Here is a 12,108-nt window from a genome sequence, read left to right as displayed (position 1 = left end):
CCAGCGCCCGCCGAGCCGCCGCCCGAGCACCGCGACCAGCACGACCGTCGCCACCATCATCGGCAGCGTGGACAGCCGGTAGACCAGCGTCACCGGCTCGATCCCGGTGACCCAACTCGTGGCCGCCATGTCGGCGTAGACGAACCAGTGGTAGGAGAGCCGCTCACCCAGCACCGACGGCAGCGTGGGCGGCACGTGGTGCCTGACCTCGCCGACCAACGCCAGGTGGTAGGGCATGTCGACGTACGCGCTGGAGACCGGGTGGCGGTAGAGCGAGATCACGCACCACGTGACCAGGTAGCCGACCACTCCGGCGAGCGCCCATGCGCACCATCCCGGCATGCGCTCCCGGCCCGGCGTGCCCCGCCAGTGCCGCCACAGGCGCGGCACGCACAGGAACGTGGCCACCACGGCCACGGGCGGCACCAGCACCAGCAGCGGCTGCCCCGCGGCGCGGGCCGGGATGTAGGCCAGCACCTCGACCGCGTAGCCCATCGCCAGCCCGGCCGCGAGGTCCTCCGCCGTCGTCCGCCCGCCCCCGGTCAGCGCCCGCCACAGCAGCGTGCCGGGCAGCGCCACGCCGGCGCCGACGTACGCAGCGAAGGCCGCCAGGTCACGGGCGGGCACCCCGCACCACATCAGCGCGGCCACCGTGCCCGCGGCCACCAGCAGGGCCGGCACCCAGCCCCGGCCGGGCCCGCGCCCCGGAGACCCCGGGAGGCCGACGTGCGTGCTCTCGGGTCTCGCCAGCGTCATCGGGTCACGGTCACCAGTCGGGTGAACTCGGCGGGCAGGTCGACGCCGTCCCACACCCGGTGGAAGCTGAGCGCGCCGCCGACGGGCACCATCCGGTCGACCCCGCGGCCGGCCAGCCCTCTGGCCAGCTCTTCCAGCTCGGCCCCCGCGAACCCGAAATGGGTCATCGTCTGGTCGCGCCGCTCGACGAGCGCGCCCAGCTCCGCCAGCGCGCCGATCCTGGCGTGCGCGAACGTCCCCGCCCCCAGCCACCGCCTGGGCGGCGCGGCGCCCTCGGCCAGCGTCACGTCCGCCAGCGCGTTGCCCCGGAACTCCACCCGCTCCGCCACCCCGTCGGCGGCCAGCCCGTAGGCGGCGACCCGCTTCTCCACGGCCATCGCCGCGTCGACCCCCCACCCGCGCTCGTCCAGCACCCGCGCGACGTGGTCGCCGAAGTCGGCCCGCGCCGCCTCGCAGTCGCCGGCCGTCCCCACCCAGAACACGGTGCCGGGGGACGAGCAGGCCGCCTGGTCGAACCAGTAGGCGTCGTTGACGAATTTCTCGGCCACCCTGACCCGCACCTGCTCAGGAGCGCCCGACCAGGCCGCCGCCCGGATCACCGCGAACGACGACCGGTCGGGGAAGACCAGGTCACGGGCGTGCGGGGCGAGCGCGTGCCGGCGCAGCGCGTTCACGGTGTCGTCGCCGCCCCACACCACCCGCAGGTCGCAGGCGGCGCTGAGCGCGGCGGTCACGGCGTCGTCGCGGTCGTAGGAGACGATCCGCTGCGTGTCGGCGATCACCGGGTCGGCCTCGGCCAGCGCCTCGTGCAGCGTGTCGAGGATGAGCCCGGCCACCGGGCCGGAGCGCGGCGACAGGCGCACGACGTTGCGGTTGCCCATCAGGGCCGACAACGCCCAGGAGTAGACGAAGACGGTGTCGACGTTCGCGGGAGGGACGTGGAAGACCAGGCCGCGCGGGACGCGGACGTGCTCGCCCGCCGCCCCCTCGACCGTGCGGGCCAGCTCGCTGGGCCGCAGGAAGAAGCCGAGCGAGCCGAGCTCGGGATGCCGGCGTGCCGACGCCGGCCGCAGCAGCCGCCTGCCGAACGCGGCGAGGAACGCGCGGACCCGCTCGTCACCCGTCTCCAGCCGGCCGCGCACCTGCCCGAGCAGCACCTCGACGGGCACCCTCCCGGCAGCGGGGAACCTGACCGTCACCTCGGGGCCCGGCATCAGCCGCCCTGCCCGAACGTGTCGCTGCAACCCCGCGCCTCGGCCCGCGGCAACCTGCCGAGCACCTCGAACCGCCGCCCCGGCAGGCACCCGTCGTCGACGCCGCGAACGACGCCGATGTCCTCCGTCAGCAGGACATGCCCCGGATAGGAGGTCGGCAGCGTGCTGACCACCTCGATCAGCCCCGGCACGCCGGGCGGCGCCTCCTGCCACGTCTCCGGGTCGCGGATCACGACGTCGGCGAAGTCGGGGCAGTAGAGCCCGTCGCCGTCCGGCCCCTCCAGGAACACGGTGCCGATCTGCTCGACCATGCCGTAGAAGTTGTGCACGCTGCGCAGCCCGCACTCCTGCGCCAGCCGCCGCCGGAACTCGGCGTTGCCGACCTCCTGCTCGGCCAGCCGCTTCCACCCGCCCGAGTGGATCAGCACCCCCTGCGACAGGTCGGCGCCGAGACCGCGCAGGTAGAGCCAGACCATGAACGTGAACCCGAAGACCAGGAAGCGCTCGCCGCCGTGCCGCGCCAGGAACCCCTTGACCGCCTCGGCGTCCACCCGGCCGTGCTCGTCGAGCACGAACGTGTGGTCCCTGCCGAAGTTCATCATGCCGAGCACCCCTGCGCCCCGCGCGCTCAGCGCCGGATCGCGCACCACGGAGCGGCTGTCGACCACCAGCATCGGCAGCCGCCGCTCGCCCAGCACCACCCTGAGCGTCGCCGCCAGCATCCGGGTCTGCGCGGCCGCCGCCTCACGGTCGAGGAACACCCGGCTCGGCCGCTGCCCCGTCGTGCCGCTCGACGTCAGCACCCTGAACACCTGGTCCTCTTCCACGCTGCGCAACTCGTGCGTCTTGAACAGCCGCACGGGCAGCCACGGCAGGTCGGCCACCCGCTCGTAGGGAGGCCGCGCGCCGATCGCGTCGAGAATTCTGGAGTATGGGGGGCACGCCTGCCGGTGGCGCTCGGTCAGCGCCGCCAGGGCCGGCGCCAGCACCGCCTCCCGCTCGGCCCCGCCCAGCGTGAACACGCTCACCGGCCCCACCTCTCAGGACCCGGGGACGTCATGCGAGGGACTCCAGCGCACGGTAGTCGATCTTGCCGTTGGCCAGGAGGGGAAGCCGGTCGACGCTGCGGACGTCGAACCCGCTCCAGTGCACGCGCAGCTCCGCGCCGAGCCGCCGGGCCAGCCTCGCGCAGGCTGCCGCGTCGAGCCCTTCCGTCCACACCGTCACCCGGTCGTCGCCGCTGGTGGCCGCCGCCGGGCCGGAGGCCGGCAGCAGACGCTCGACGTCGTCGAGGTTGACCCGCACGCCGAAGATCTTGGCGATGCGCTTGAGCCGGCCGGTGACGTAGAGGAACCCCTCGGGGTCGAGCCGCCCGAGGTCGCCCGTGCGCAGCACCCCGCCGAGGTCGTCGCCCCTGGCCAGGTCTGCGGCGCTCTCCGCGTAGCCCATCATGACGTTGGGCCCGTGGTAGACGACCTGACCGTCGTCGATGGACAGCCGCCCGCCGGGGACGGCGAGCCCGGCCGAGCCCGGCCTGTCGGCCAGCCGGTCGGGAGGCATGACGGCGATGCGGGCCGTGGCCTCGGTCTGCCCGTACATGACGAAGAATCGGTCGGCCTGGGCGGCGAACTCCTTGGCCAGCTCCTCGCTGAGCCGCCCGCCCGCCTGCGTCAGCGTGGCGAGCGCGGGGTGCTCGGCGCGGTCATAGCGCAGCCGGCGCAACATTTCGTACTGGTAGGGGACGGCGGCCAGTGACGTGCAGCGGTGGGCGTCGAGGTGGGTCCAGAACGAGCGCTCCAGCAGCCCCGCCTCCGTCAGCACGACGCTCGCCCCCGCCAGAAGGTGGCTGTTGAGCACCGACAGGCCGTAGCTGTAGTGCAGCGGCAGGCTGGTCGGCGCCACCTCGGCGGGCTCGATGGACAGCGCCGTGGCGATGGCTGCGGCGTTGGCGAGCACGGCCCGGCGCGAGAGGCGGACGAGCCTGGGGTTGCCGGTCGAGCCCGACGTGGCGAGGAGCACCGCCAGGTCGGGATGCGGCTCCGGCGTGCCGGCTCCACCACGTTGCGCCGCGGCGCGCTGGGCGCGCGGTGACGAGCCGTCGGCCACGTGGGTGAACCCGAGCAGGGCGGCCGGCTGGAACCGGCCCGCCAGGTCGGCCAGCGCCCCGGTGGGCAGGTCGGGGTCGAGCAGCGCGATCGGCCGGCCGGAGCGCCAGGCGGCGAGATAGCGCAGCACCGACGCGAGGTTGTTGCGCATCCCGCAGAACAGGGGACCTGGCCGCAGCCGCGCCAGGGCCTCGGCGGCGCGGTCGATGTGGTCGGCCAGCTTCCTTCCCGAGAGCCCCTCCGTGTCGCCCGCGACGACGAGCCGAGCCTCCGGATGGGGGAAGGGCGGCTCGGCGGAGGCGCAGCCGGCGGCCCACACAGCGAGCGAGCCCTCCCCGCTGGGGGACCGCGGGTCCGGTGTGGTCACAGCACCAGCCCGCCGTCCACCCCGAGGACCTGGCCGGTGATGAAGCCGGCGTCGGAGGAGAGCAGGAACACGGTGGCGCGGGCGACGTCGGCCGGCCGGCCGAGGCGGCCGAGCGGGGTGGCCGCGACCGTGGCCGTGCGGCTGTGCTCGTCGAGCGTGGTGAGCATGTCGGTCTGGATGTAGCCGGGCGCCACGGCGTTGACGCGGATGCCCGTGGGCCCCAGCTCCTTGGCGGCCGCCAAGGTGAGGCCGATGATCGAGGCCTTGGCGGCGGAGTAGACCGCCTGACCGGCGCCGCCGGCGCGGCCCATGATCGAGGAGACGAGCACCACGGCGGGACTGGTGCCCCGGCGCAGCAGCCGGAGCGAGGCCTGCAGAGTGTGGGTGGCGCCGATCGCGTTGACCTCGAAGAGGCGGCCGATGGTGTCGTGGCGGACCATGCCGAGCAGGCCGGCCGCGTGCACGCCCGCGTTGATCACCAGGGAGTCGAGCCGGCCGTGCCGCTGGTAGATGCGCCGCATCATGGCCGAGACGAGCCCAGGATCGGCCACGTCGCCGTGGACGGAGTCGGTCAGGCCGCCGGTCTCGGCGGCGACGTCGGCGGCGACCTTCGCGGCCCGCTCCTCGTCGCGGCCGTGCAGCACGACGTCGTGACCGGCGGCGGCCAGCGTGGTCGCGATGGCCCGGCCGATGCCCGCCGTGGAGCCCGTGACCAGGGCGACCCTGGCCTCAGCGGGAGGCAGCGCCGACGCCATGCTTCTCCAGCAGCTCGGTCGCCTTGGCGAACGAACTCATGTCGATCATCTCGTCGGTGTCGATCATGACGGAGAACTCGTCCTCCATCGCGGCGATCAACGCCATGTGGGCCAAGGAGTCCCACTGAGGGATGGCACGGTATTCGAGCCCGTCGACGTCGGTGCCGTCAGGCAGGTTGAGCGCCACGCGGAAGACGGCCCGCAGGCGATCGAGATGACTCATGATCACTCACTCTCTGTCCTCAAGGCGCGACCCAGTGTAGCCACGATCGACAGGTGAGGAGAAACCAAGGCCCCGTGCCGGGTAATGGAAGCGTATAACGACGAGTGGCGTGTGCGGGGGGCTGGGAATGTCGGCTGGGACACGCCAACCGTACGGGGGAAATGATGGACGAATCCAATCACTGGTACGGGCACTCCCGCATACTCGGCAAATATTGCGGCATGCCGGATGAGATGCCGAAGCGCATCCAAGGGTTTCTCCAGCACGGATGGAACTATCTCCACGGATTTCCTCCGAATGACCATTGGTGCAGCCCCGGCTACCCGCGTTTCGTCTGGTCGGACGTGCTGCGCCGCCGGGGCTGGTCGATGGGGCGCAGGGGGCACTATCTGATCGGAGCGCCCTGGATCTACCTTCTTCACCTCGAGCCGGACTTGGGCGTGGTTCCCGAACGGGAGGGTACGATCTGGTATCCCTTTCATGGATGGGAGAAGTATTCCGTCAGCGGCGACCACGGTCGACTTGCCGATGAAATACGCGATGTCGAGGTTGGTCCGGTCACCATCTGCCTTTACTGGCTAGAGTTCGCAAATCCGGACATTCGGCGGGCGTACGAGTCGAGAGGTTTCCGGGTCGTCTGCCATGGCGAGCGCGGATCCCGCTGGGACACGAAGGGGCGTGACTTCCTGCGCGAGCAGCTGATCCAGTTGCGGCGGCACCGCAGGGCGGCCTCCAACAGGCTCGGCAGCGCGCTGTTCTACGGCGCGTCCGTGGGGTGCGAGATCGCCGTCTACGGCGATCCGATGCAGTACGAGGACGAACGGCCTGAGTACGGCGGCACGGGCCGCCGCATGAGGCTCTGGCCCGAGCTGCACGGCACGGCCGTCGACCCCGGGCTGGCGGCGGAGACGGCACGGCAGGAGCTGGGATTCGACTATCAGGCGACACCGGAGGAGCTACGGCGGATGTTCGGATGGAAGCGGGTGCGCCGCGGGTCCCCGGCGACCGGGCACGGAGCGAGGGCATGAGCACGCGCATGGACGAGGCACCCGAGAACGTCCGGCTCATCGGCGGGGAGATGCTGCTGTGGTCCGACATGTCCAACATGGGGGGTATCACGGACTGGCGCGGCGCGGCACTGGAACTGATCAGGCGGATGATCCCGGCGAGCGGCCGGGTGCTGCTGGTCGGGCCGCATCCCCAGGTGCTGGTGGACGAGGTCGTCGAGCTGGCTTCCGAGGCGGCGGCGCTCGTGCGCTCCTACCCCGACGCGTGCGCGCTCGGCTCGCGGCACCCGGGGCTGGAGGTGTTCTGCGGGCGGCTGGAACTGCTCGACGGCGGCGAGTCGTACGACCTGGTGGTGGCGATCGACGGGCTGGCGCGCACGCACTCCGCCGAGGCGCCGGCCGCCAAGTGGAAGGACTCGGTGGCCGCGCTCGCGGCGCTGGTCGCGCCCGGCGGGCGGCTGGTGCTCGGCGTACGCAACGACCTGGGCATCGACCGGTTCGTCGAGGCCAGGCCCGCTGACCGGGAGGGCGGCGACGACCAGTGGGCGCCGCACGGTTTCGACCCGAGCTACCCCAGCGGGCCGCTGGCCGTCGACCGCGGCCTGGAGTGCGCGGGGCTGGGCGTGCTGCGCCGCTACGCGGCCTACCCCGGGCGCCAGGCGCCGCGCGCGCTGCTGGCCAGTGAGGCGCTGGCCGGGGACCTGCCCGACGCGCTCACGTTCCCGCTCAGCGCCCGCGGCGGTGACCGCATGCTGGCGGCCGACCCGCTGCGGCTGACCCGCGTGGTGTTCCGCCACCGCCTGGGGGAGGAGCTGGCGCCCCTCTGGGTCGCCGTCGCCGCCCGGCCGCCGGTCACACCGGGTGTCGCGGGCGACCTGCCGCTGGGCCTGATCGAGGAGGGCTCGGCTCTGTACGAGTTCACCGGCACGGCCACCCGGCGGCTGCCCGACGGCGAGGAACGCCAGATCCCCACCGGCCGGGTCGTCGAGGAGATCCTCGTCGAGGCCTGCGCCCGTGAGGACGTCAAAGCCGTACGCGACCTGCTCGCCCACCTCGCCGGCTGGCTGGAGGGCGGCGGCAGCGTCGTGGGGGCGGCCGACAGCCTCGTCTACGACGGCGCCCGCTTCGCCGCGATCAGCCCGCCGGCCGCGCCGTCCATGCCGCCCGAGCCGCGCGTCGTGCTCTGCCGGATCCTGTGGCGTTTCGCGGTCAGGCTGCTGGCGGCCGGGCACCACCATCCGTGGCCGTGGCCGCTGGAGGCCGACCAGCTCGCGCTGACCCTGTGCGGCATGGCCGGGCGGCCCTGCGACCGGGGCGACCTCGACCGGGCCAGGAAGTTCGACGCCGAGCTCGGCCAGCCCGCCGAACTGGCCGAGCAGGCCCCCACCTACCGCGACCTGCTCGGCGCCCGCGACCGTCTGGCCGACCAGCTGACCGCGGCCCTGGCCAGGATCGCCCGCCTGGAGACCAAGCTGACCTACCGCGAGCGCGAGCTGGTCAGGTCGAAGTCCCGCCTGCGCAGGACGCAGCGCAAGGCCACCGCCTACAGAAGAACCCTCGGATACCGCCTCTCCCGCCGCCTGGCCCGCCCTCGCAAGGTCGCCCGCCGAGTCATCCGCCTGTTGTCCGGTTGACGTAACGATGAGGAGTGCATGTGCCGGTTCTGTCGGTGATCGTGCCGTTCTATAACGTCGAGAAGTACATCGGACCCTGCCTGGACTCCATCGCCGCGCAGACCCTGAACGACCTCGAGGTGGTCTGCGTCGACGACGGCAGCGAGGACGGCGGCCCGGCCGTCGTGGCGTCCAGGCAGGCCCGCGACGGCCGGATCCGCCTCATCAGGCAGGACAACCACGGCGTCGGCCGGGCGCGCAACGTCGGCGTACGGCAGGCGAGCGGCCGCTACCTGGCCTTCGTCGACGGCGACGACACCGTGCCGCGCGACGCGTTCGGCCGCTTGGTGGCCTCGCTGGAGAGCACCGGCTCCGACCTGGCGTGCGGCAACGTCATGCGGCTGCACCGCAACCTGCTCGTGCCCTCGTGGGCGCACCGGCAGGCGTTCGCCAGGCCGCGCAAGGGCACCCACATCACCCGCCACCCGCTGCTGATCCGCGACCGCATGTTGTGGAACAAGGTCTACCGCCGCTCCTTCTGGGACGAACTCGGCCTGAGCTTCCCCGAGCGCATGTACGAGGACCAGCCCGTCGCCATGGCCGCCCACGTCGGCGCCCGTTCCGTGGACGTGCTGTCCAGGGTCGTCTACCACTGGCGGCAGCGCGACGAGCCGGGCGCCTCGATCACCCAGCGCAGCCTGGAACCGGGCAACCTGCGTGACCGCCTGCTGTCGGTGGTGCAGACCGCCGACCTGCTCGGCCGCGCGGCGCCGGGGCTGAAGCCCGCCTTCGACCGCGACACGATGGACATCGACATGGGCGTCGCCGTCGAGGCCGTGGCCACGATGGGCCCGTCGGCGGACCCCGAACTGCTCGACCTGGCCTGCCACTACCTCGACGGCGTGTCGCCGCAGGCCTGGCAGAGCATCCCGTTCGAGCGCCGCCTCCAGGTCCACCTGCTGCACCGGCGCCGCCTGGAGGAGCTGACCGACGTGTTCGCCCAGGCCCGCGACGGGCGGCTGCTGCCCGAGGTCGGCCGGGCCGGGCTGCTGCGCAGGCGCTGGCACGGCCGCCACCCGTCGATGCCCGCCCGCCTGTCGGACGTCTCCGGCGAGCTGCGCCTGGCGGGCCGGCTGGTGAGCCTGGAGTGGCGTGACGGCGTGCTGCACGGCGTGGGCAGGGTGGCGCTGGGCAGGTTCGACGCGGCCCGGCTGCGCCGGGTGCGCCTGTGCGTGTGGCTGCAGGAGCGCGGGACGGGCGAGACCGTACGCCTGTCGGACGCGGTCAGCGCGCCCGTCTGGGAGGACTTCGAGCGCGACGACGGCGACCCGGTGGCCGAGCACACCTTCCCGTTCAGGTTCGCCTTCGACCCGGAGACGCTGACGGCCGCGCAGCTGGCCAGGCACGGGCACTGGGACCTGCGCGCGCGGCTGAAAGGCCACGGGCTGAGACTCGACGGGCGGGTGGCCGGTCCGCGCTGGTCACGGCCACTCGTCCCTGAGCCGCTGCGGTTGCCGGGAGTGTGGGTGGTGCCGGTACGCATGCCCAAGGGCGCCTGGGGTCTGCGGCTGCGTACGCCCAAGGCGGTCATCGGATCGTGCCGCGTGGACGGCGGCGAGCTGGTGTGCGCCGGGAAGATCTCCGACGCCGGCGACGGCGAGCCCGTGCTGAGGCTGAGACGCAGGAGCGACGGCGAGGAGATGTACTTCCCCGTCGCGCTGGAGGGCCGGGAGTTCCGCGCCCGGGTGCCGCTGGCCGACATCGACGAGCGCGTCGGCGACGAGGCGTGGTGGGAGGTGCTCATCGATCAGGGCAGGCCGCTGCGCCCCCTGGTGCGTACGGCGGAGCGGCCGGTCGCGACCGTCGCCGACCGGCGCTTCCTCATCGACAGGGACGACGACGGCGGCCTGCTGCTCGCCGAACGGTGATCAGGACATGATGCCGGCCAGCGTCTCCGCGACCCGCTCCTGCTGGACGTCCGACAGGCAGGGGAACAACGGCAGCGACAACTCCTCGGCGTAGTAGGCCTCGGCCACGGGGCAGAGCCCGCGCCGGTAGCCGAGGTCCTCGAACACCGGATGCAGGTAGGCCGGCAGGTAGTTGACCTGTACGCCGATGCCCGCGGCGCGCATGCGGTCGTAGACCTCCCGCCGGCGGCCGTCGCGCACCCTGACGGGGTAGAGGTGCCAGCTCGGCTCCACGTAGGCGCGCTGCGCGGGCAGGGTCAGCCCCGGCACGTCGCTCAGCATCAGGTGGTAGCGGGCGACCAGCTCGGCGCGGCGCGCGCGGAAGCGGCGCAGCCGCCGCAGCTGGCTCAGGCCGAGCGCGCAGAGCACGTCGGGCAGCCGGTAGTTCAGGCCGAACGCGTGCACCTCCTGGTGCCAGCCCCCCTCGCCGGGGTGACGCTGCTCGGCGGGATCGCGCACCAGGCCGTGGTTCATGAACCGGGCGGCCCGCAGAAACCGTTCGGGGTCGGCCGCCGCCACCGCGCCGCCCTCCGCCGTGGTGACGGTCTTGGTCGGGAAGAAGGAGAAGGTCGTCAGGTCCGCCAGCGACCCCACCGGCCGCCCTTTGTACGCCGACCCGATCGAGTGGGCCGCGTCGGCGATCAGCAGCGCCCCGGCCCCGTCGGCGACCGCGCGCAGCTCGTCGTAGTCGGCGGGATGCCCCGCGTAGTCGACCGCCGTCACCGCTCGCGTGCGCGGCGTGACCAGCGCGGCGGCGCTGTCGGGGTCGAGGTTGCCCGTGTCGGGCTGCACGTCGGCGAAGACCACCCGCGCTCCCAGCAGCGCGGCCGTGGCGGCGGTGGCCACGAACGTCAGCGGCGAGGTGACCACCTCGTCGCCCGGCCCCACCCCAGCCGCGACGTAGGCGACGTGCAGCGCCGCGGTGCCGGACGTCACCGCCACGCACGGCACGCCGCCGGTCCAGTGGGCCAGCTCGGACTCGAACGCGCCGACCGCGGGGCCCGTCGTCAGCCAGTCGCCGCGCAGCACCTCCGTGACCGCCTCCACGTCGGACTCGGCGATCGACTGGCGTCCGTAGGGCAACATCAGCCGGTCACCATGCCGCGTAGGTCGTCGACCGACAGCCACTGGTCGTTGGTGTCGGAGCGGTAGGCGAACCCCTCGGGCAGCAGCTCGCCCGCCTGCGGAGGCCGGTAGCCCCAGGTCGCGATCGTCGGCTGGAGCACGTAGCGGTCGGCCAGCCGCAGCGTCCTGCGCCCGTCGTCGGGCCCGATCATCTCCTCGTGCAGCTTCTCGCCGGGCCGCACGCCGATCTCGTAGATCGGGCTGTGCGGGGCCAGCGCCTCGGCCAGGTCGGTGATGCGCATGCTGGGGATGCGTGGAACGTAGAGCTCGCCGCCCTGCATGAGGTCGAACGAGTCCACCACGAACCTGACGGCCTGGTCGAGCGTGATCCAGAACCTCGTCATGCGCTTGTCGGTGATCGGCAGGGAACCGCCCTGCCCCGCCAGCCGCTGGAAGAGCGGCACGACCGAGCCGCGACTTCCGACGACGTTGCCGTAGCGGACGACGGAGAAGCGGGTCTCGTGGGCGGCGGCGTAGTGGTTGGCGGAGATGAACAGCTTGTCGGCGACCAGCTTCGTGGCGCCGTAGAGGTTGATCGGGCTGGACGCCTTGTCGGTGGAGAGCGCGACGACCTTGCGCACGCCGCAGTCGATGGCGGCCTCGACGACGTTCTGGGAGCCGGAGACGTTGGTGCGGACGTATTCGAACGGGTTGTACTCGGCGGTGTCGACCTGCTTGAGCGCCGCCGCGTGGATGACGTGCTCGATGCCGTGCATGGCGCGGGTCAGCCGGTCGCGGTCGCGTACGTCGCCGAGGAACCAGCGCAGCCGTTCGTCGTCGAAAAGCTGCTTGAGTTCGTACTGCTTGAGCTCGTCGCGGGAGAACACCACCAGCCGCCGCACCCCGAGCGAGTCGAGCGCGTGGCGGATGAACGCCTTGCCGAAAGACCCCGTGCCTCCGGTGATCAAGATTGACGATCCACTGAGAATGCTCACGTGGCCCCCTGAAATCGCGTTTACGCGCTGTCGTCGTATGA

Annotated in this window: 11 protein-coding genes; 3 read left to right on the top strand and 8 right to left on the bottom strand. The window is 72.8% G+C overall.

Annotated elements, in window-relative coordinates; translation table 11 throughout:
• From E1267_RS26685 to E1267_RS26660, 6 genes are all read right to left on the bottom strand, one after another.
• Nucleotides 1-756, bottom strand: a 756-nt coding sequence (locus E1267_RS26685; protein ID WP_220449694.1) for a hypothetical protein, incomplete at its 3' end; no start/stop codon positions are given.
• Nucleotides 753-2,000, bottom strand: coding sequence for an acyl-CoA reductase (locus tag E1267_RS26680; protein ID WP_246064280.1), 1,248 nt, complete (start codon nucleotides 1,998-2,000; stop codon nucleotides 753-755). The genes E1267_RS26685 and E1267_RS26680, both read right to left, overlap by 4 nt.
• The gene (locus E1267_RS26675) at nucleotides 1,970-2,998 is read right to left on the bottom strand and encodes a LuxE/PaaK family acyltransferase (RefSeq protein ID WP_132336136.1); all 1,029 of its coding nucleotides are present in this window, start codon (nucleotides 2,996-2,998) and stop codon (nucleotides 1,970-1,972) included. The genes E1267_RS26680 and E1267_RS26675 overlap by 31 nt, the downstream gene beginning before the upstream one ends.
• A gap of 28 nt (nucleotides 2,999-3,026) precedes the next feature.
• The gene (locus E1267_RS26670; RefSeq protein WP_246064279.1) at nucleotides 3,027-4,442 is read right to left on the bottom strand and encodes an AMP-binding protein; all 1,416 of its coding nucleotides are present in this window, start codon (nucleotides 4,440-4,442) and stop codon (nucleotides 3,027-3,029) included.
• Complete coding sequence (locus tag E1267_RS26665; RefSeq protein ID WP_132336134.1) at nucleotides 4,439-5,197, bottom strand: SDR family NAD(P)-dependent oxidoreductase; 759 nt, start codon at nucleotides 5,195-5,197, stop codon at nucleotides 4,439-4,441. The genes E1267_RS26670 and E1267_RS26665 overlap by 4 nt, the downstream gene beginning before the upstream one ends.
• The gene (locus E1267_RS26660; protein WP_132336132.1) at nucleotides 5,172-5,420 is read right to left on the bottom strand and encodes an acyl carrier protein; all 249 of its coding nucleotides are present in this window, start codon (nucleotides 5,418-5,420) and stop codon (nucleotides 5,172-5,174) included. Before E1267_RS26660 ends, E1267_RS26665 begins: the two co-directional genes overlap by 26 nt.
• 161 nt (nucleotides 5,421-5,581) lie before the next feature.
• Between E1267_RS26660 and E1267_RS26655 the strand changes: the two genes are divergently transcribed.
• Genes E1267_RS26655 through E1267_RS26645 form a run of 3 tightly spaced genes read left to right on the top strand, consistent with a single transcriptional unit; the run spans nucleotide 5,582 to nucleotide 9,968 of the window.
• Complete coding sequence (locus E1267_RS26655; protein WP_246064278.1) at nucleotides 5,582-6,448, top strand: hypothetical protein; 867 nt, start codon at nucleotides 5,582-5,584, stop codon at nucleotides 6,446-6,448.
• Nucleotides 6,445-8,061 carry a hypothetical protein gene (locus tag E1267_RS26650; RefSeq protein ID WP_132336130.1) on the top strand — a complete coding sequence of 539 codons (1,617 nt, stop codon included), beginning with the start codon at nucleotides 6,445-6,447 and terminating at the stop codon, nucleotides 8,059-8,061. The genes E1267_RS26655 and E1267_RS26650 overlap by 4 nt, the downstream gene beginning before the upstream one ends.
• A gap of 20 nt (nucleotides 8,062-8,081) precedes the next feature.
• On the top strand, nucleotides 8,082-9,968 hold the full coding sequence (locus E1267_RS26645; protein ID WP_165959800.1) for a glycosyltransferase family 2 protein: 1,887 nt from the start codon (nucleotides 8,082-8,084) through the stop codon (nucleotides 9,966-9,968).
• Here the strand turns inward: E1267_RS26645 and E1267_RS26640 are convergent, their stop codons facing one another.
• Together E1267_RS26640 and pseB are read right to left on the bottom strand one after the other, a co-directional pair.
• The gene (locus E1267_RS26640; protein ID WP_132336126.1) at nucleotides 9,969-11,093 is read right to left on the bottom strand and encodes a DegT/DnrJ/EryC1/StrS family aminotransferase; all 1,125 of its coding nucleotides are present in this window, start codon (nucleotides 11,091-11,093) and stop codon (nucleotides 9,969-9,971) included.
• A complete protein-coding gene (pseB, locus tag E1267_RS26635; protein WP_132336124.1) occupies nucleotides 11,093-12,067 on the bottom strand; it encodes a UDP-N-acetylglucosamine 4,6-dehydratase (inverting) in 975 nt (324 codons plus the stop codon). Before pseB ends, E1267_RS26640 begins: the two co-directional genes overlap by 1 nt.
• Nucleotides 12,068-12,108: the final 41 nt, after the last annotated feature.

Source organism: Nonomuraea longispora (assembly GCF_004348345.1).
Classification (GTDB): domain Bacteria; phylum Actinomycetota; class Actinomycetes; order Streptosporangiales; family Streptosporangiaceae; genus Nonomuraea; species Nonomuraea longispora.
Note: the sequence above shows the minus strand (reverse complement) of the source record. Positions and strands in the feature narration are given on the sequence as shown.

What these genes read in the sequence shown, in the direction of transcription:
- E1267_RS26640 (WP_132336126.1), bottom strand. Translation starts at nt 11,093, where the DNA reads ATGTTGCCCTACGGACGCCAGTCGATCGCCGAGTCCGACGTGGAGGCG.
- E1267_RS26665 (WP_132336134.1), bottom strand. Translation starts at nt 5,197, where the DNA reads ATGGCGTCGGCGCTGCCTCCCGCTGAGGCCAGGGTCGCCCTGGTCACG.
- E1267_RS26655 (WP_246064278.1), top strand. Translation starts at nt 5,582, where the DNA reads ATGATGGACGAATCCAATCACTGGTACGGGCACTCCCGCATACTCGGC.
- E1267_RS26660 (WP_132336132.1), bottom strand. Translation starts at nt 5,420, where the DNA reads ATGAGTCATCTCGATCGCCTGCGGGCCGTCTTCCGCGTGGCGCTCAAC.
- E1267_RS26650 (WP_132336130.1), top strand. Translation starts at nt 6,445, where the DNA reads ATGAGCACGCGCATGGACGAGGCACCCGAGAACGTCCGGCTCATCGGC.